This window comes from Paenibacillus vietnamensis, assembly GCF_020169515.1.
Lineage (GTDB): Bacteria > Bacillota > Bacilli > Paenibacillales > Paenibacillaceae > Pristimantibacillus > Pristimantibacillus vietnamensis.
Genome location: NZ_JAHMHW010000015.1, coordinates 87,621 through 106,003 on the forward strand (window position 1 = coordinate 87,621; position 18,383 = coordinate 106,003).

Genomic DNA, 18,383 nt, shown 5'->3' on the forward strand with positions numbered 1-18,383 from the left:
GAAGGGAGGCCGCAGAATGCCGGTCGAGCATACAGAAGAACGGGACAGGGATAAGCTGATCATGAGCTATCCCGCCTCCTGGTGGCGCAATATGTGGCGCGAGGCGCTCCCTTCGGGCAACGGGGTTATTGGCGCTTCGGTGTTCGGAGGCGTGCAGGAGGAGACGGTGCTGCTGAATCATGCCCGACTCTGGCATTGGGGGCGGCGGGATGAGCTGCCGGATGTCAGCGGCACGCTGGCGAGGACGCGGAGCCTGATGGACGAGCGGCGTTACGGCGAAGCGAGCTGGCTGCTTGCGGACACGCTGAAGGAGCGCGGCTACGGAACGAAGCTGGCGTCGAGGTTTCCGCTTGCGGCGATCCGGCTGGAGATGCCCTGCCGCTCCGCCTTTCGCGGCTACAGCCGGACGCTGTCTATGGACAGCGGTGAGGTAAGCGTCGCTTGGACGGATGGCGGGCATCGGTTCCGGCGGCAGCTGTTCGTCTCTCGTGCGGACGATGCGGTCGTCTACAGGCTGGACGGCGAAGGCGAAGGGGGTGCGGCGGTTGCGGGCGAGCTTGGACTCGTGCTTCACCCGAGCGACCGGTGGGCGGATTCGCCCGAATTTCAGGAGCTGGAGCGTTCCGTGGAGACCGGGGCCTCTGCAGGTGCGGAGTCCGGCTTTGCCTGGTTTGCCGGCACGAACGATGACGGCACCGATTACGGAGCCGTTATGCTGGTCCTTCCGGAAGGCGGAAGCCTCACGGCAGATGCCGGTGCGCTTCGCTTTGAAGGGGCCGGAAGCGTCCTCGTGCTGGTCAAGCTGTTCGTCAGGGAAGAGCGTGCCTCCGGCTGGGAACGGCTGAAGACGGAGCTCTCTGATCTAGCCCTTGGCAGCACTTACGAAACGCTGCTTGAGCGCCATTTGGCGCTGCATCTTCCGCTGTACCGCTCGGCCTCTCTGGAGCTGGACGATGCGGAGGCGGAGCCGAGCAGCAACGAGCGGCTGCTGCTGGAGGCGTATGAAGGAGAAGCCTCTCCTGCGCTCGTCCGGAAGCTGTGGGCTTACGGGCGGTATCTGTTCATCAGCGGCACTTCCGCCTCCGAAGAAGCGGAGCCCTTTGGTCTTTACGGACTGTGGGGCGGGGATTACCGGCTCGTCTGGAGCCATAATATGGCGAATGAGAATGTCCAAATGATGTATTGGCATGCGCATGCCGGCGGTCTCGGCGAGCTGGTTCCGACGTTGTTCCGTTATTACGAAGGGCTTATGGGCGATTTTCGCGACAATGCGCGCAAGCTGTACGGCTGCAGGGGCATCTATATTCCTGCGGGCTCCACGCCGGGGATCGGCGTCCCGAACCAGATCGTTCCGGTTATTATGAACTGGACGGGAGCGGCCGGCTGGCTTGCCAGCCATTTTGACGGGCATTTCCGGTACACCGGTGATATGGCGTTTCTGCGGGAGCGGGCGATGCCGTTTATGCGCGAGGCGCTGCGGTTTTACGAGGATTTTCTGGTAACGGACGAGGAGGGGCGCTACCGCCTGTATCCGTCCGTGTCTCCGGAAAATACGCCGCTTAATTTCATGCCGGCGGACGGCAAGCCGCTCGCGCATCCGATGCCGACCGCGATCGACGCGACGATGGACGTTGCGATTTTGAAGGAGCTGCTTTGCCATTATATCGAAGCCCTTCAGGCTGTAGAGGCTGAGCCGGAGGAGATCCTATACTGGGCCCGCATGCTGGGGAAGCTGCCGGAATACCGGATCAACAAGGATGGAGCCGTTTGCGAATGGCTTCATCCGGACTTCGAGGACCGTTACGCGCACCGGCATTTATCTCATCTGTACCCGGTATTTCCCGGGCACGAGGTCACGAAGGAGCGCGAGCCGGAATGGTTCGCCGCTTTCGAGACGGCGGTGCGAAAACGCGAGATCGGGGCCCAGAGCGGCTGGTCGCTGGCCCATATGGCAGCCGTCTACGCGCGGCTCGGCGACGGCGACAGCTCCCTGGAATGCCTGGATATTTTGGCCCGCTCCTGCTTGCTGCCGAATTTCATGACGCTTCATAACGATTGGCGGGGAATGGGCGTTTCGATGCGCATGCCGGCGGCGCCGGTTCAGCTTGACGCCAATCTCGGCTGGGTGAACGCCGTTCAGGAGCAGCTGCTGCAGGTATCGCCGGGTCTCGTCAAGCTGCTGCCTGCGCTTCCCGGCCGCTGGAGCAAGGGGAGACTGACCGATTGGCGGTTCCATACGGGAAGGGTGTCCGTAGAGTGGGACGGGGAGGCCGGATCGTTCCGGGCCGAGCTGACCGCGGACAGGGACACCGATACCGTCGTCAAGCTGCCCGAATGGGTGGGAGCATGCCGCATTAGCGGTGAAAGCGTACAGCCGTCCCCGCTTGGGCCGGGCTGTTATACGGTGCGCATGACAAGCGGGGCGCAGCCTGTCGTTTTCGAGGCGGGTCCGGTGCCTGCCGTTACGGTTTAGCTTTTATATTGCCAAAAAAATGCAAAAAGAGCCCGGCCGGTTCCCTGTGTGGGACCGGCCGGGCTCTCTTATGCTCCAAGCGGACGTATGCATACAGGGTGTCTATTCTCCGGCTGAGGCGCTGTCGTCCGGACTGCCGTTCACTCCAGTGTAGATCCGCACCGCATCGCGCAAAAATTCGGCCGAGCCCGGCTGCTCCTTATCGTAGTAAGCCGTGAACCGCTCGTCGTCGACGTACATTTGCGCAACGCCGGCATGGGCTTCCTTCGTGTAGCTGCCCCAGAAGAAGGTGAGCCATTGACGGTGCAGGTCCGCCGTTTTTTGAGCGAGCTCTCCCGCAGGATCCCCCGTCGCAAAAGCGGCCGCCAGCGTAGACAGCACCTCCTCGCCGAGCTTCTCGGCCTCCTTGTACTGCTCCTCGGTCATGTTCTTGATCTGCTTGTAAGAGCGGTTCACCTGCTCCTCGCCGTACTTCGCGCGAATTTCCTCGCCGTATTTCTTTTCGTTGTCGTCGATCAGCTTCCGCTTGAAGCCTTCGAATTTTTCTTTGTTCGTCATTTCGATCATCCCTTCCTTTTCTGAAATCGTTTTGTCGACGTTCGCAATCAGGATGTCCAGCTGTTCCCGCCGTTCAATCAGCTGCTTCCGGTGCTCCTTCAGAGCGGCGTAGCCGTCGAAGGTCGGCGATGTTACGATGCCTTTGATGTCCTCCAGACTGATGCCCAGCTCCCTGTAAAATAAAATTTGCTGCAGCAGATCGACCTCGGCCTGCCCGTAAATCCGGTAACCGGACGAGTTGATTCTCGCCGGCTTCAGCATGCCGATTTCGTCGTAGTACCGGAGCGTCCGGGTGCTTACACCCGCAAGCTGCCCCAGCTTTTGAATCGTATATTCCACTTGCTCACCTCCCGGCAAAAACATCGTACACCTTGACGCAGCGTGAAGGTCAACGGTTTTTTTGATATTTCTCCGCCCAAGTTTTAACTGCCTCGCCGCCCGGCTGCCTTCCACCACCATCCGAGCCTCGAGCGTTCCCCCACAGCGCTAGAAACTATCGCTCTAGCCGTCAAATCAACTAGTTACTCCCCCAACAGCGATAAAATTTATCGCAATTCCGCCGCTCCCGCCGCCTTCCACCACCAAACGAGCCTTGACCGTTCCCCACAACGCTAGAAACTTTCGCAATGGCCACCAAACCAACCAGTTACTGCCGCAAAAGCGATAAAATTTATCGCTCCTGCCGCAGGCAGCACCTCAAATAATAACAAAAAGGCTCCGCCGTCAGGTGACGGCAGAGTCTATTTGTCGTAGCTGAAGTAGGCTTGAGCCCGTATGGCAGGGAGTGGAGGGATGCTGTTATCGGCGACATTACTCCAACAACCGCCTTAGAAGCTGCGTCCGGTTCGAGGCATCCAGCTTCTCCATCATCGACCTCAGATGTTTCTTCACCGTTACCTCGCTCAAGTAGAGCGCTTTGGCGATTTCCGCGTTCGTGGAGCCCTTCTCCAGCAGCAAGGCCACTTCCTTCTCGCGCGGGGTCAGTCCGTTTCGGCCCATGATGCGCTCCTCGTTGCTCTCCGCCGGAGGCGGCTGCATCGGCGGCTGCCCGGCATGCCCGGCCGGCTCCGTCTGCTCCCGCGCCACGCTGCCGTCCTCGATTAGATGTGCCTGACCGGTAATGCCGAGCATATGCCGGATATAGCTGAGCCCATGCCCGCCTTGGCGGTCCAGAACGAAGGTGACGGCTTCCCTTTCTTCGTCGTAGTTGAAATGCCGGCCATGCTCCGCGACCGTAAAGCCGAGGCTTTTATGCGCTTCCGTAAAATATTCGGTCGGAGCCGGAGACTCGATCAGCAGCTCCCCCGTAAAAATCAAGTCATGCAGCAAATAAGCCATCGCGGTCTGCTGCAGCACATCGCCCAAATCGGCCGTGTCGATCGTCTCGATAAACCAGCCGGAGCGGCTGTGCGGCGCTGCGGCGAGACGCCGGCGCATCTCAGGCGGCAGGCTGCCGAAGTAAGGCTTCGAGCGCGGCGCTTGCTCAAGGTACGGCAGCGTATCCTCGTTGATCGGAATGATGACGGCGAAGCCGATTATGTTACCGGCGGGATCCTTCATGATCCGTACGACATCGTAGCCGAGCGCGAACAGCGCGTCAAAATCCAGCTTCAGCACCGTATAGCGGCTCTCCTTGGCCGTCAGCCGAAAGGTAAACCGCCGGTTCGAATACGGATCGTACATCTCGATGGTGCTGTCCTTCGCTTCGGCCAATCTTCTTGCCGCATACGCCTTCAGCTCGTCCTTCTGCTGCTCCTGCGCCGTCTCGAAATGGGGCGGGGCAAGCTCGAACCAGTTCATGAACGCCCGGATAAGAGCGTCTCCGATGTAATACATCAGCTCGACCGCCTCATGCTGCTCGGCCGTTCCGGAGCCCGATGAAGCCAGCCTGCCATAATGGTAGCGAAGCGCGCCGGCGCGCAGCTGCTCATACTGCTGCGGCGTTCTCGACAGCAGCTCCCGGCAGGCGAGCTCCCTCATCAGGCTGTGCACGGCCCAGCCCTGATCCGCCTTGCGGATGAAGGAGAAACGGATCAGCTGGTAAAATTCCGATGCGCTCATCTCCCTGCCCAGCACGCTGGACAAGCTTTCCTGGTTGAAGCGGCGCAGCACGCAGGCGGCTTCGATGAGAGGTCGCATATGCTCGCCCGGCACCTCGCGCATCCATTGGTTGACGATAAAGGCAAGCGTATCATAGCTGTCCGGCTCGTCATCGCGCAGCCACTGCCCGTCCTGGCCGAGCAGGAAAGCGATCAGCGACATGGTCAGCGGGTGACCGCGGGAATAACGCCATATTTTTTGCACGGCTTCCGGGTTTCGGATATGCATGTAATCGGCAAAGCGCGTTACGGCAGTGAAATCGAGCTCGGCAAGCGGGATTCGCGTAATCAGGCGCCTCCAGGCCGGGGAGAGCAGCCAAGCTTCCGATAGCGGATATCTGCCGGCAAGCACAACAAGAACACCTCGTCCCAGCCGCTTCAGAAAAAACTCCCGCAGCCACTGGTCCATGCTCTCCATCTGCTCGTAAGCATCGATGAACAGGCATATGCGCCGCTCACCGGCAAGCCGGGCAACCGCCTGCACGCATGCAGCCGGCAGCTCCGCAGCCTCCCGTTCCGCCGGTTGCCCGGGCTCGACGGCATCCAGCACATGCTTGCAGAAAGCCTCGGGCGTTTTGACGAAGCCTTCGCTGTCCACCGTGATGCACAGGTCGTCCCGGTCCCGCGCCAAACGCTGAAATTCGTCCAGCAGACTGCTTTTGCCGACGCCTGACGTGCCGTAGACGCTGATGATCCGGAGCGATTGCCCGGCTTCGTTTCTTTCCTTCAGGAAAAGGGCGAGCTCCCGCTGCCTGCCGACAAGCGACTCGCTGTCCCAATCCCCGGCTTGCTCTTCGTACATCCTGTTATCCTCCGCTTTTTCCATTTTGGCTTCCTATTATTTCTATTTTACTTTCAGGGGTATCCTTTTGAATACCCTTTCGTCATCTCTTCAGATACTTATGCGCCGCGCGTTACGGTGATAGCATGAAGATAGCTCAAAGACAGCACGAAAAAAGGAAAGAGGGGGATGCACGATGAGAGGTCATTTCCAGTTGGGACAAGCGGCGCTGTACGCCCGCGACAGAAAGAGGCTGCAGGTGTTTTACCAGACGATGTTCGAAATGAAGCTGCTTGCAGCGGACGACCGCTCGGACGTGTCGCTGCTGGCCTTCGATCCGGAAGCCGGCTCTCATGATCTCAGCGTGGTCGGCCATCCGAACCAGGTGCATATGACCTTTTATACGGATTCGCTTGCCAGTCTCCAGGAGCATTGGCGAAAGGTGAGAAAGGCCGGAATTCCGGCGGCGGAAATGACGGTCAGGGACGAGGGTGTCTCCTTCCGCTTCAGCGATCCGGAAGGGAACCGGATTGAGGTGATGTGGCGGAGCGGCTAGCGGCATCGGTTGATTTGGTTAGTAGAGAAGACAAAAATGTAGAGGGGAATTGATGTGACAAAATAAGCTGTCCCAGGTGTATGGCCGTTGGGACAGCTTATTTTGCTGCCAGGGAAGGCGCAAGCCGTTTACGTTTGTGTGCTTGGAACCTTGACTGCAGCGGGCTGCAGTCCCCGTTCCCGTCTCCTTGCGACGCCTGAAGCATATGCGGCTTGAATGACCGCTTCCTTCACTTTCTCGGCGACATGGGGATTGAATACACTTGGTATAATGTAATATTCATTCAGCTCGTCCTCGGTAACGACCGAAGCAATGGCATGGGCGGCAGCCAGCTTCATCTCCTCGGTGACGCGGGAGGCGCGGCAGTCCAGCACCCCGCGGAACAATCCCGGGAAGCAAAGGACGTTGTTGATCTGATTCGGATAATCCGAACGTCCGGTCGCCATGACGCGTACAAGCCCTTCGGCCTCTTCGGGCGAAATCTCCGGTGTCGGGTTTGCCATAGCAAAGACGATCGGATCCTTCGCCATCCTGCGAATATCGTCCGCTTTCAAGACGCCTGGCGCGGAAACGCCGATGAAAATGTCGGCTCCCGCAATGACGTCGGATAGCGCTCCGTACTCGCGATTCGGGTTCGTATTCCGGGCATACCAATTCCATGCTTCATGCTCATATTCCCGGGAACTTACAAGCGCGCCGGCGCGATCGACGCCAATAATGTTCTTGACTCCTGCTGCTAGCAAAATTTTGGTGCAGGCGGTTCCGGCCGCACCGACGCCGTTAAGCACGATTTTGCACTCCTGAAGCCTCTTTCCGGCAAGCTTCACCGCATTCAGGATGCCGGCCAGCAGCACGACGGCTGTTCCATGCTGATCGTCATGGAAAACCGGGATGTCGAGCTCCTCGATCAGCCGCTGCTCAATTTCAAAGCAGCGCGGGGCGGAAATGTCCTCCAGATTAATGCCGCCGAACGCCGGCGCAATCCGTTTGATCGTAGCGATAATCTCCTCCGTGTCCTGCGTGTCGAGGCAAATCGGGAAAGCGTCGACGCCTGCCAATTGCTTGAACAGCATCGCTTTTCCTTCCATGACCGGCATAGCCGCAAGAGGGCCGATATTGCCGAGCCCGAGCACCGCGGTGCCGTCCGATACGACGGCAACGGTATTCCGTTTTATCGTCAAGGTATGCGCACGGCCGGGATCTTCATGGATAGCCATGCTGACGTTCGCTACACCAGGCGTATAGACGCGAGAAAGATCGTCACGCGTCTTAATGGCGAGCTTAGGCGTCACTTCGATTTTTCCGCCCAGATGCATAAGAAACGTCTGGTCGGACACCTGCAGCACACGCACGCCGGGCAGTTTATTTAATGCGCTTACAATTAACTCTTTGCGAAGCGTTTCGGAAATATTGACGGTCAAATCCCGAATCGTCGTCGTCTTGCTCGTACCGCTAACGTCGACGGCGACGATGTCGCCTCCGGACGCGCCAATCGCAGTGGCGATTCGTCCGAATGTCGTGCTGTCTTTGTCCATTTCCAAACGAAGTACGATATTGGTGCTTGCAGATGCCGGCATTGCCATGTTGGCCACACTCCCGTTCAACGGTATTATAATTGATTCCTTCATGTTATCGTTTTCATTAGGAAGTGAGAAGTTTTTGGCCATATAGTTATTTTTGTTCATTTCGTTCATCGCTTTTCCACGTAACGGTTAACGGGCCGGCCGACGCCGCCGTAATTGACTTCCAGATTGACGAGCCCGGTCTTCTCAAGATAGTCCAAGTAACGCCTGGCGGTAACGCGGGCAATTCCGACCGCTGCCGCCGCCTCCTCCGCCGATAAACCTCCGCCTTGCAGCCGCAGGGCTTGCAGTACCTGATTCAGCGTAATGGCGTTTAAGCCTTTTGGCAAATCATCCTGACCGCTATGCTGGCGAGGGGCTCCCGTATGGACGGTATTTTCAGATGCGCCCGCGGTAAGCAGCAAGCGGTCCAAATCGTCCTGCGTGACCGGAGGGACTTCCGTCCAGGCCGTATGCTGCAAGCGGTAGCGCTCCAATGTTTGCTTCACCCGCTCCAGTTTAAACGGCTTTATAATATAATCGAATACGCCGTGCCTGAGCATGGTACGTATCGTTTCCGCATCCTTGGCCGCCGTGACGGCGACCACATCGACCGGCAGCGCCATGGTTCGCAGCCGCTGCAGCGTTTCGATACCGCCGAGCGAAGGCATGAACACATCGAGGAAGACGAGGTTCGGCGACAGCTCGCGGACAAGCTGCAGCCCGTCATTTCCGTTTCCTGCGATACCGACGACTTGAAAGCCGTTCACCTGCTCGATGAACTGTCTGTTCACCTCTTGAACCATCGGATCGTCTTCGATCAATACAACTTTGAATACCGTTTCAATGTTCGATGCCATGTTGAAGCCCTCCTGTCATCGGAAACGAAATCTCCATTGAAGTGCCGTGGCCCGGCTCTGATTCGCATCTTAGCCGGCCTCTGCCTTTTCTGACGATGCCCTGCATCAAATGAAGCCCGATCCCGCGGTTTTTGCTCTCCTTGGTGGTGAAGCCGCGCTCCAGCATCCTTGCTTTTGTATCTTCAGTCATGCCGCAGCCGTTATCCTCCACAAGGACGGAGAGCAGCTCGTCATTTTGCTCCACGCTGACAAATACTTCTTTGCGCTCACGCAATACATCAGACAAAGCATCAAAAGCATTTTCGATCAAGTTGCCCAGCAGCAGAACGAAATCGTGACGATCAAGCAGCGGAGGAAAACGTTTCAGCTCGCTGTGCGGATCGATCTGGACATGTATGCCGAGCTCCTTGCCGCGGCTGATCTTGCCGAGCAGCAGACCGGCCAGGCTGTCATCTGCAATATTTTCCTGCATAAACCGCGTCATCCCTTCCTGCTGCCCGGCGATATCGTACACATATTGAAGCGCTTGATCTTTTTTGTCCAGCTGAAGCAGTCCGGCGATGGTGTGCAGCTTGTTGCTGTGCTCATGATTTTGAACCCGGAGCGCATCGACGAATTCGCGCACCCCGGTCAGCTCCTCCGCCATCCGTGCCACCTCTGTGCGGTCCTGAAAAATCGCAATGGCGCCAACGGTCGTTCCCTGCTCGCGAATTTGAATACGGTTGCTCCATATAAGCGTGTTGCCGATCCGCAGCTCTTGATTGAGCACGGGACGCTCCAGCTCGAGTACCTCAGGCAGCCGGGTATCCGGCAGCACATCCCGGATGAAACAGCCTACGGCGTCTTGCTCTACGCCGAAAATTTGTTTGGCCCGCTCGTTAAAGATCGTGATCTTCTCGCTGAGGTCGATCGCGATTACCCCTTCGTGCATGGCCTGAAAGGCGGCGCTTCGCTCCCGGTACATGCGGGCGATCTCCTGCGGCTCCAGATTGTACATCTGCTTCTTGATATGGCGGGCAAGCAGAGCGGAACCGAATATGCCGAACAGCAAGGAGAGCAGGGCGGTAAGCGCGATCGCCTGCCGTTCTTCCGCGACAAGCTCTTTGAGCCCGGGCAGCAAGCCGCCTGCGACGACGACGCCAATCTGCATATGCTGCTCGTTCATGATCGGAACGTATGCGCGCAAACCGACGCCGGCCTCCCCGGTTACCTTCGATACATACGTGTGCTCCGCAAAAGCGGCATCCGCATCGGTCGCGGTATAGGTGCCCCCGATCCTCTCCGAGAGCGGATGGGAAAGCCTCTTCCGGTTCATATCAAGCACAACGATATAGGAAACGTTGTTAATGATCCGAATGTTATCCGCAACCGGAGCGATCTGCAGCGAACCGCTTTGCTTGACAATATTCTCTTTAATGTTAGGCAAATTGGCGACGGTTCGTGCCGTAATCATCAGACGCTGCCGCAGCTCGTCCTCCTTGATTCTGGTTACGCTGCCGATTACGACGATACCGCCGATCAGAAGGGAGAAGAGCACCAATCCGAATGATAAAATGATTATTTTCCAATAAATGCGCAGCTGGTTCAAGGATCTCTTCTCTCCTTCCGGGCCTGAGTTTACGATTTGACTCTATTGTGAAATAATGATCGTAAAATAGCAACTGGGAGGTATATGGTGAAGACGTGGATAGGCATTGGCTTGTTTATTGTGCTCGGGATGTTTGCGGCTTTCGTGATCGGGTTCCGCCCGCATTTTGCAGAGTCGCTGCCGATAGATGACGAGCAGATGGGGCTGAAGGATCGTATCGTTATTAAATTCAGCCATGTCGTGGCCGAAAATACACCCAAAGGCCTCGCCGCCGCGCATTTTGCAAGACTCGTGAAGGAGCTGAGCGATGACCGGGTGGAAATCCAGGTGTTTCCGAACGGGCTGCTTTATTCCGGGGATACGGAATTTGCTGCCCTGCAGAGCGGTGCCGTTCAAATAATAGCTCCTTCGTTCTCGAACATGAGCGAGATCGATCCGACTTGGCTAGTGATGGATTTGCCGTTTGCTTTCTCGGATCAGCAGGCTGTATACGCTGCACTGCATGGCGAGCTTGGGCGGCGTTTGCTTGGAACGCTTAACGCTCACAAGGTGCGGGGAGAAGCCTTCTGGGCAAACGGGTTCAAGCAGATGACGAGCAGCGTGCGGCCGCTTCGGGTTCCGGACGATTTCCGCAACCAGACGTTCCGCATCCAGCCGAGCCAGATGCTTGTCAGCCAATTCCAGGCGCTTGGCGCATCGACCGTCAAAATTCCGTTCAACGAGACATACGGTTTGCTGAAGGACAACGCTGCGGACGGTCAGGAGAATACGATATCGAATATTGCGACCAAGCGATTGTATCAGGTACAAAATTATATGACGGTCAGCAATCACGGTTATTTGGGCTATGTGGTGCTGTTCAATCAAAAATTCTGGGCGGATCTTCCTCCGGATGTGCAACGGCTGCTGCAGCAAGCGCTGGAGGAGACGACCGTTTGGCTCCAGCAAGAGTCCGCTTCGATGCACGAGAAGCAGCTGCGCGAGCTGGAGGAAATCGACGGCTTCACGATTCATAAGCTCACGGCAAAGGAAAGACAGCAGTGGATTCGCAAGCTTGAGCCGCTGTACGACCAATATGAGCAGATTATCGGCACGGGGCTTATGAGTGAAATCGGAAGACCAAAATAACCAAAATAAACAATATGACCGCATGCTTGTTTGGAAACGGTTTCTCTTCTATGATGAGGGCAAATGCAATGTAAAAGCGTTTTCACAGCGTAAACGGCTGTCGCCGTCCTTTGGCGGCTTAAGCTCGTTTCGCGTAGAAATATAAGTCAGTATAAGCTCAAAATTATACTTTCTTATATTTTAAAAATAACGAAAGCGAGGCTGCCCTCATGCGATTTAAGCTTAATTTTAGAAACCTTACCGTACAAGTCGTGATTGCCATTATTCTAGGTATATTGTTCGGACATTATTTTCCGGCATACGGGGAACAAATGAAAGTACTTGGTGACGCTTTTATCAAGCTGATTAAAATGGTCATTGCCCCGATTGTGTTTTTCACGGTAGTAAACGGCATTGCCAATATGGGCGACATGAAAAAAGTCGGACGGATCGGCGGCAAGGCACTGCTGTATTTCGAGATCGTTACGACGGCTGCACTCGCAATCGGCCTGATTGTCGTCAATCTGGTCAAACCGGGAGCGGGAATTGATGCCAGCGCTGCGAGCGGCGATATTTCCAAGTACACGGAAGCGGCGGCGGAATCGAGCCACGGCATAAAAGATTTTCTGCTCGGCATCATTCCGGATAATGTAGTTAGTGCGATGGCAAAAGGCGAGCTGCTGCCGATTTTGCTCTTTGCGATCTTATTCGGGCTTTCTTTAACGGCAATGGGCGAGAAGGCTAGGCCGGTAACCGCCTTGTTTGATAAGCTGGCGTATGCTTTCTTCGGTATCGTGAATATGATCATGAAGGTGTCTCCGATCGCCGCTTTCGGCGCAATGTCCTACACGATCGGCAAATTCGGAGTCGGTTCCCTGCTGTCGCTAGGTAAACTGATGGGCTCGGTATACATTACAATGGCTTTCTTTATCATCGTAGTTCTTGGCACGATCACCCGTGTTTACGGTTTCAGCATATTTAAGTTTATCCGGTACATTAAGGAAGAAATTTTGCTTGTGCTCGGCACCTCTTCTTCGGAATCCGCCCTGCCGAGACTGATGGATAAGCTGGAGAAATACGGCTGCTCCAAGTCGGTTGTAGGCCTTGTCGTTCCGACCGGCTATTCGTTTAATCTGGATGGCACTTCGATTTACTTGTCGATGGCTGCGCTGTTCGTGGCGCAAGCCTCCGGCGTAGAGATGACGCTATGGCAGCAGTTGACGCTGCTCGGCGTACTCATGCTTACCTCCAAGGGAGCAGCGGGCGTAACAGGCTCCGGCTTTATTACGCTGGCGGCAACGCTGGCGGCGTTTCCGAGTATTCCGGTTGCAGGAATGGCTCTCCTGCTCGGGGTCGACCGCTTCATGTCGGAAGCCCGTGCGATTACGAACCTGATCGGCAACGGCGTAGCTACGGTTGTCGTCGCTAAAATGGAAAATGAGTTCCATCCGGATAAGGAGCCGGAAACGGCTGAAACGGCTGATAACAGCGTGCTTCCGGCAGCGGGGACAGCCGGGAGCCTTGTCAAGACGACTACGAATCTAGGGTAATGAAGCAATTGAATAAGATATAAAATATACATCGATATTGCGAAAGTTCAGGAAACGAATTGGATAAAATTATGACAAAAGCGACGATTTCCAACGATGTGGGGTCGTCGCTTTCCTGCGCTTTAGGGGCTGTTGCCGCCAAAGGACGGCGGCAGCTCGTTTACACACACTTGTTCAGTTTAAGTATGTTAGAATGATCATGATATTAGAAACTGCTTTTATGGGCCGTGCCGGTACAGGGAGGGTTAAAGATGCAGCTTATTAATCAAGAAAAGGTGCAGCAAATAATCGACAGCTTGAAGAACGAGGATGTCTATATTCATCTTGAAATGACAACGGGAGCCTATGCAGCCCATCTCGACAGCTCGAAGCATCAGGCGGCAAACTTCATTTCGAATGCTGTCATCCGTTATTCTCATGGATCAATTGCAGGCAGCGGGCAATATCGGGTCGGCTTGAAAATGGTACAGGGCTGGATTTACTCGGAAGGGCTTACGCACTGGGAGGAGAATGAGACGGAAAGGCTGCTGCTGGCGGGACATGACAGCCAAGGCAAGCTGATCGTTTCGCTTCAATTAAGCCGGGTGCCCTTCGGGTGAGAGAGGAGACGAGAGTGTCTATGAGACAAAATATACTGGTGATACTGCCGCATCCCGATGACGAGGCCTTCACCGTTTCGGGAACGCTGGCTAAGCATATACAAGATGGCGACCACGTTACATACGCTTGCTTGACGCTTGGGGAGATGGGGCGGAATATGGGGATTCCGCCTTTCGCCAACCGCGTTACGCTTCCGGCAATACGAAAGCTTGAGCTCGAGGATTCGTGCCGCGCCATCGGCATACAGGATCTTCGGATGATGGGCTTCCATGACAAAATGATTGAATTTGAGGATCAGGAGCAGCTGGACGGGCGGATTGGCGCGCTCATGAAAGAGCTTTTCCCTTCGATCGTCTATACGTTTTATCCGGGCTACAGCGTGCACCCCGACCATGATGCATGCGGCAGGGCCGTTATTCGCACGATCGGCAGGCTTCCTAATGCTGAAAGACCGGTTGTGTATTGCTCTGCTTTTGCCAAAAACCATCAACAGGCTATCGGCAAGCCGCAGCTTGTAAACGACGTTACACCTTTTTTGCAGCAAAAAATGGCGTCGATACAAGCTCATCGCTCCCAGTTCCAGGCGGCTGAATTGGTAGGCAGCAAACAGCTGGACGATGAGGAAATCAGGAAGCGGTTTGGAACGGAGCGCTTCTGGATTTATCCCTTTGACTAATTATCGTTAGACATTTTCATAAATCCCTATTATACTAAGCTAGTCTTTTAACGATAACTGAAAATATTCAGGAATAGGTGGAACGCTGAGGCGTTTCTTAAAAGGGAAGAACGGTGCAAGTCCGTCGCGGTCCCGCCACTGTAAATGGAGAGCATGCATAAGCCACTGTGAATAACGGGAAGGCTTATGCGGCCGAATCGATTTATGATTCGGCTTCTTGCGTTTGATCCATCAGCCAGGAGACCTGCCTATTCTTTTGAACACTAAGAGACCTACGAGGATAGGGAAGTGTATAGATCGCGCAATGCTATAGCGAGCTTTTGCCGCCGGAGGGCGGTATACAGCCGTTTACTTTTGCGTTTTTTAAAACACTTCTATGCCTATTTTGGGGTAGAGGTGTTTTTTTGTTTTCAAAAATCAGGAATAAAGGAGCAGAGCAGTGATGAAGAAGTGGTTAAGCGCGGCGTTTTTGGCCCTTTTTGTGTTTGGAGCGGTTATGCTGGCTTCGGCTGCGGCGAAGGATGCGGCGGCCGTAGAGGTGAACGGGAACGTGCTGGCATCCGTTCGTCCGGATTTGGATACGCCTGTTGTGGAGCTAAGCTTTCAGGAGGTGACGAACGGCTCCGCCCATATCCGGCTGAACAGCCCGGAGGCCGACTTTTACTCCCCGACGGACTTTCCGTGGGTAGAAGGGACTCCGCTTATCGATTCAACCGTCACGATTAAGGACGGAAGGGCGGCATTCGAGTATATGTTTCCGATTCGCGGGGAATATGCGATGACGCTGGACATCTTGGACGAAGCCGGCCAAGCGGTCGGCACTCAGGAGCTGACGATCAACATCCATGAGAACCCGAATGAGGTTCGGAACGCGGTACTATTCATTAGTCTATTGGCAGCATTTGGTTTGCTGTGCGGCTGGATCTTTTCGAAACGGAGGAGGAGACTAGGGTGCGGTTTAGTAGAGTTGCAGGTTTGATTCTAATTCTAATGCTGATGATGCAGGCGGCCGTGTTCGCGCACGGTTCGGAACAATCGGAGCACTCGGAGGCCGATATTCACGCCAAAGTGGGGGAGCTCGCTTATGTGGAAGGGAAATTCGAGCAGCTCGGGAACGCTCCGGTTGCCGTCACGTTTAAAGCCGTAAGGCTCGAGGATGGGGCAAACATTTTATCTATGCAAAGCTCGTCGGAAGACGGGGCCTACAAGTTCGGCATGCAATTTTTCGACGGGGCGGAGCATGAAGTGACGGTCGAGGCCGTCGATGCGGCAAGCGGCACCGTCATCGCCGAGCAGAAATTTTTTGTAGACGTACAAGCGTTTAACCCGCCCGCCGCAGTGAAATTCAAGACCTTTGCTTTCCTGCTCGCCGTCATTGCAGCGGGAATGGCAGCGGGCGTCGGGGTCAGCAAGCTGGGCAAGAGAACGCGATATGCAAAAGGAGACGTGTTGAATGTTAAATAAATACGAGCACCGGAAGGGCCATGGCTTTAAGAAAATACTGAATTCTCTTACGTTCCAGCTCACCGCAATCACGGCACTGGCAGGCGTTGTCCTTTACACGGCATTATTCTCCACTTACGCGCCGGTGCATGATACCCTTCACGAATTGCGGCATGCTTTGATGTTTATTCCGTGCCATTAAGGTGGTTTTTGCTTTGAACCGTTTTGTCATTCGTTTATATGCCTCGGCGCTCGATCGTTTTGCCCGGACAGGCAAGGTTCAGGCAGTGGAAAGGACGATCGCGATGATCGTCCGCCTTATCGAGAAACAGCCGCAGCAATGGGTGGAAGCTCTACAACGATTTTCCTCCGATCCGCGCTGGATTTTGCGCTATTTGGCTGGGCGGGAGATTGAACGGCTGCTCGTTCATGATCCCGTGCTGGCAGCGGATACGGCATTGCGTCTTGCCGGCGATCCTTCCCTCTATGTCCGCGAAGGGATTGCCAAAGGGATCGTTCAATCGGCGGAGGCCCGCTTTGATCAAGTATGGCCGTTTTGGCAAAAGGCGTTTGACGATCCTTCCGATGAAGTGCGTCAAACGGCGGCGATGACGCTTATCGCCCTGCTCAAGCTGCCGGAATTGACCGGCAGGCTGCAGCTTGAAGCGGAGAAAATCCGCCGCGACCGTTCGGTGAAGGTGAAAGCCGTCTTTGACAACTACGTCGCTCCGCTGCTGGAGGAACGAAGCCCTGCAGACGCGCTGCGATGCGGCTATGCCACAACAGCCGATATTCCCGTACCGGAGAAGACGATTGACCGGGTTGTCGGCCAGGACGAAGCGGTATCCGTCATTCGCCTCGCCGCCTTGCAGAGAAGATCGGTGCTGCTCATTGGCGAGCCGGGAACGGGAAAAAGCATGCTCGGGCAAGCGATGGCTGAAATGCTGCATGGAACCCCTCCGACGGATGTTTTAGCTGAACCGGGGACAAGAGAGAGCAGCGTCCCGGCGATCCGGCTGCTGCCGGCAGGCGAAGGGGAGCGGGTGATCAGGGCGCATGAGCGCGCGCATCGTTCGAATGCCGCTTCCTTGCGCTGGATATTGGGATTTGCGGCTTTTACCGGTTTATTTGTAGCGGTGTTCTACTCCTTCACCCGGGACAACCCGGTCTATATGCTGATCGGCCTTTCGAGCCTGTTCGTGCTGTACTGGTTTGGAAAAACATTAAAAGTCTCTCGTTCGACTAAAACGCCTAAGTATCTGATTAACCGTACAGGCAACGACAATCCCCCTTTTATTGATGCGACCGGCTTGCATGCCGGCGCGCTGCTTGGCGATATAAGACATGACCCTTATCAATCGGGCGGGATGGAGACTTCGCCTCATCATCTGGTTGAACCGGGGGCCATTCATTTAGCCGATCAAGGCGTGCTGTATATCGATGAGGTTTCGACACTGTCTATCGAATCCCAACAAGCCCTGCTTACTGCGTTTCAGGATAAAAAGATGGCCATCACAGGGCGTACCCCCGGTTCCAGCGGAAGGATGATCCGCACCGAGCCCGTGCCGAGCGATTTTATTATGGTGCTCGCCGGAAATATGCAGGATGTGGAGAGCATTCACCCCGCTTTGCGGTCAAGGATACGCGGTTACGGGTACGAGGTTTATTTGAATGAGACGATGCCCGATACGGCTGAAAACCGGTTTAAGCTCGTTCAATTCGTAGCTCAGGAGGTTCAGCGGGACGGAAAAATCCCGCATTTTACCGCTGCAGCCGTCAATGAAGTGATCCGCAGGGCCGGTCAGAGGGCCGATCGGGCCGGACATTTGACCTCCCGATTTCGTGAGCTCGGCGGCTTGATCCGGGCCGCCGGAGATGCGGCCGTCCAGTCGGGCTCGGAGCTTGTTCATGCAGAGCATGTTTGGAAGGCGCTGCAAGCCGCGATGTCTCTGGAACAGCAAATAGGCTTGCGGAAATACGGAAGCCTGGAGCTTCTGCGGGCCGATTCCTGCTGCGGCAGGGTAAAGGCGTTTGACGGCGGACGGGACGCATTTGGAACGATGGTGCAATGCTGGACGGATTTCCAGCCCTCTGCAGCAGTTGAAATCAAATCATCGGACGGAGGGGCCGGCGGCAAATCGGAGCTTCTGCCGGTCGAAGCCGTTTTAAACCGCTATGCGCTTCCCGGTACCTACTTCATTGAAATCGAGGGGGCGGAGCCGGACGGCAGCTTTAATCATTATACTTTGGCAATTGCCCTGTCCGCTTTATCGGCGGCGCACGGAAGGACATGGCCTGAGCATACAGCAGTGTGCGGGACGATTAACGTGCTTGGGCTGGTGAAGGAAATCCGTCATTTCGATACTGCGGCAGCGGCGGCCCGGCATTTAGGCATACGGACGCTGATCGCGCCGGCAGGCAATCGCAGGACGGAGCTTCCTGACGGGCTTCGGTTCATATGGGTGCATTCCATTGAAGAAGCCTGGCAAGCCGTGCAGTCACAGGCTGCGGCAGTAGAGCTATGTTAATG

At 55.7% G+C, this 18,383-nt stretch carries 15 protein-coding genes and 1 riboswitch; of the genes, 10 read left to right on the forward strand and 5 right to left on the reverse strand.

Annotated elements, in window-relative coordinates:
* Positions 1 to 16 precede the first annotated feature (16 nt).
* The gene (locus KP806_RS21700) at positions 17 to 2,473 is read left to right on the forward strand and encodes a glycosyl hydrolase family 95 catalytic domain-containing protein (RefSeq protein WP_224725843.1); all 2,457 of its coding nucleotides are present in this window, start codon (positions 17 to 19) and stop codon (positions 2,471 to 2,473) included.
* A 102-nt stretch (positions 2,474 to 2,575) separates the two neighbouring features.
* On the opposite strand, the gene KP806_RS21705 is transcribed toward KP806_RS21700, so the two are convergent.
* Together KP806_RS21705 and KP806_RS21710 are read right to left on the reverse strand one after the other, a co-directional pair.
* Positions 2,576 to 3,370, reverse strand: a complete 795-nt coding sequence (locus KP806_RS21705; RefSeq protein WP_224725844.1) for a MerR family transcriptional regulator — start codon at positions 3,368 to 3,370, stop codon at positions 2,576 to 2,578.
* 471 nt (positions 3,371 to 3,841) lie between these two features.
* Positions 3,842 to 5,932, reverse strand: a complete 2,091-nt coding sequence (locus KP806_RS21710; RefSeq protein WP_224725845.1) for a LuxR C-terminal-related transcriptional regulator — start codon at positions 5,930 to 5,932, stop codon at positions 3,842 to 3,844.
* Positions 5,933 to 6,107: 175 nt separating this feature from the next.
* Between KP806_RS21710 and KP806_RS21715 the strand changes: the two genes are divergently transcribed.
* Complete coding sequence (locus KP806_RS21715) at positions 6,108 to 6,467, forward strand: VOC family protein (protein WP_224725846.1); 360 nt, start codon at positions 6,108 to 6,110, stop codon at positions 6,465 to 6,467.
* A gap of 128 nt (positions 6,468 to 6,595) precedes the next feature.
* On the opposite strand, the gene KP806_RS21720 is transcribed toward KP806_RS21715, so the two are convergent.
* The 3 genes from KP806_RS21720 to KP806_RS21730 all read right to left on the reverse strand — a co-directional run bounded on the left by KP806_RS21720 (position 6,596) and on the right by KP806_RS21730 (position 10,477).
* Positions 6,596 to 8,050, reverse strand: a complete 1,455-nt coding sequence (locus KP806_RS21720; protein ID WP_224725847.1) for an NAD-dependent malic enzyme — start codon at positions 8,048 to 8,050, stop codon at positions 6,596 to 6,598.
* 107 nt (positions 8,051 to 8,157) lie between these two features.
* Positions 8,158 to 8,889 carry a response regulator gene (locus KP806_RS21725; protein ID WP_224725848.1) on the reverse strand — a complete coding sequence of 244 codons (732 nt, stop codon included), beginning with the start codon at positions 8,887 to 8,889 and terminating at the stop codon, positions 8,158 to 8,160.
* A complete protein-coding gene (locus KP806_RS21730) occupies positions 8,873 to 10,477 on the reverse strand; it encodes an ATP-binding protein (RefSeq protein ID WP_224725849.1) in 1,605 nt (534 codons plus the stop codon). Before KP806_RS21730 ends, KP806_RS21725 begins: the two co-directional genes overlap by 17 nt.
* A gap of 87 nt (positions 10,478 to 10,564) precedes the next feature.
* Between KP806_RS21730 and KP806_RS21735 the strand changes: the two genes are divergently transcribed.
* The 8 genes from KP806_RS21735 to KP806_RS21770 all read left to right on the forward strand — a co-directional run bounded on the left by KP806_RS21735 (position 10,565) and on the right by KP806_RS21770 (position 18,381).
* Entirely contained in the window at positions 10,565 to 11,605 is a 1,041-nt protein-coding gene (locus KP806_RS21735) for a DctP family TRAP transporter solute-binding subunit (RefSeq protein ID WP_224725850.1), read from the forward strand.
* 209 nt (positions 11,606 to 11,814) lie between these two features.
* Positions 11,815 to 13,134: a dicarboxylate/amino acid:cation symporter gene (locus KP806_RS21740; RefSeq protein ID WP_224725851.1), complete on the forward strand. Its 1,320-nt coding sequence runs from the start codon at positions 11,815 to 11,817 to the stop codon at positions 13,132 to 13,134.
* Positions 13,135 to 13,385: 251 nt separating this feature from the next.
* Positions 13,386 to 13,733 carry a YojF family protein gene (locus tag KP806_RS21745; protein WP_224725852.1) on the forward strand — a complete coding sequence of 116 codons (348 nt, stop codon included), beginning with the start codon at positions 13,386 to 13,388 and terminating at the stop codon, positions 13,731 to 13,733.
* Between the two features lie 20 nt (positions 13,734 to 13,753).
* Positions 13,754 to 14,410, forward strand: a complete 657-nt coding sequence (gene bshB2, locus KP806_RS21750; RefSeq protein WP_224725853.1) for a bacillithiol biosynthesis deacetylase BshB2 — start codon at positions 13,754 to 13,756, stop codon at positions 14,408 to 14,410.
* Positions 14,411 to 14,468: 58 nt separating this feature from the next.
* A riboswitch (cobalamin riboswitch) is annotated at positions 14,469 to 14,676 on the forward strand.
* Between the two features lie 176 nt (positions 14,677 to 14,852).
* Positions 14,853 to 15,389, forward strand: coding sequence for a hypothetical protein (locus KP806_RS21755; RefSeq protein WP_224725854.1), 537 nt, complete (start codon positions 14,853 to 14,855; stop codon positions 15,387 to 15,389).
* Positions 15,362 to 15,874 carry a hypothetical protein gene (locus tag KP806_RS21760; protein WP_224725855.1) on the forward strand — a complete coding sequence of 171 codons (513 nt, stop codon included), beginning with the start codon at positions 15,362 to 15,364 and terminating at the stop codon, positions 15,872 to 15,874. Before KP806_RS21755 ends, KP806_RS21760 begins: the two co-directional genes overlap by 28 nt.
* Entirely contained in the window at positions 15,864 to 16,055 is a 192-nt protein-coding gene (locus tag KP806_RS21765) for a CbtB domain-containing protein (RefSeq protein WP_224725856.1), read from the forward strand. The genes KP806_RS21760 and KP806_RS21765 overlap by 11 nt, the downstream gene beginning before the upstream one ends.
* 13 nt (positions 16,056 to 16,068) lie before the next feature.
* Positions 16,069 to 18,381 carry an ATP-binding protein gene (locus KP806_RS21770; RefSeq protein ID WP_224725857.1) on the forward strand — a complete coding sequence of 771 codons (2,313 nt, stop codon included), beginning with the start codon at positions 16,069 to 16,071 and terminating at the stop codon, positions 18,379 to 18,381.
* The last annotated feature ends 2 nt before the right edge of the window (positions 18,382 to 18,383 follow it).

What these genes read in the sequence shown, in the direction of transcription:
- KP806_RS21700 (WP_224725843.1), top strand. Translation starts at nt 17, where the DNA reads ATGCCGGTCGAGCATACAGAAGAACGGGACAGGGATAAGCTGATCATG.
- KP806_RS21710 (WP_224725845.1), bottom strand. Translation starts at nt 5,932, where the DNA reads ATGTACGAAGAGCAAGCCGGGGATTGGGACAGCGAGTCGCTTGTCGGC.
- KP806_RS21745 (WP_224725852.1), top strand. Translation starts at nt 13,386, where the DNA reads ATGCAGCTTATTAATCAAGAAAAGGTGCAGCAAATAATCGACAGCTTG.
- KP806_RS21725 (WP_224725848.1), bottom strand. Translation starts at nt 8,889, where the DNA reads ATGGCATCGAACATTGAAACGGTATTCAAAGTTGTATTGATCGAAGAC.
- bshB2 (WP_224725853.1), top strand. Translation starts at nt 13,754, where the DNA reads ATGAGACAAAATATACTGGTGATACTGCCGCATCCCGATGACGAGGCC.
- KP806_RS21720 (WP_224725847.1), bottom strand. Translation starts at nt 8,050, where the DNA reads ATGGCAATGCCGGCATCTGCAAGCACCAATATCGTACTTCGTTTGGAA.
- KP806_RS21715 (WP_224725846.1), top strand. Translation starts at nt 6,108, where the DNA reads ATGAGAGGTCATTTCCAGTTGGGACAAGCGGCGCTGTACGCCCGCGAC.
- KP806_RS21755 (WP_224725854.1), top strand. Translation starts at nt 14,853, where the DNA reads ATGAAGAAGTGGTTAAGCGCGGCGTTTTTGGCCCTTTTTGTGTTTGGA.
- KP806_RS21740 (WP_224725851.1), top strand. Translation starts at nt 11,815, where the DNA reads ATGCGATTTAAGCTTAATTTTAGAAACCTTACCGTACAAGTCGTGATT.
- KP806_RS21765 (WP_224725856.1), top strand. Translation starts at nt 15,864, where the DNA reads ATGTTAAATAAATACGAGCACCGGAAGGGCCATGGCTTTAAGAAAATA.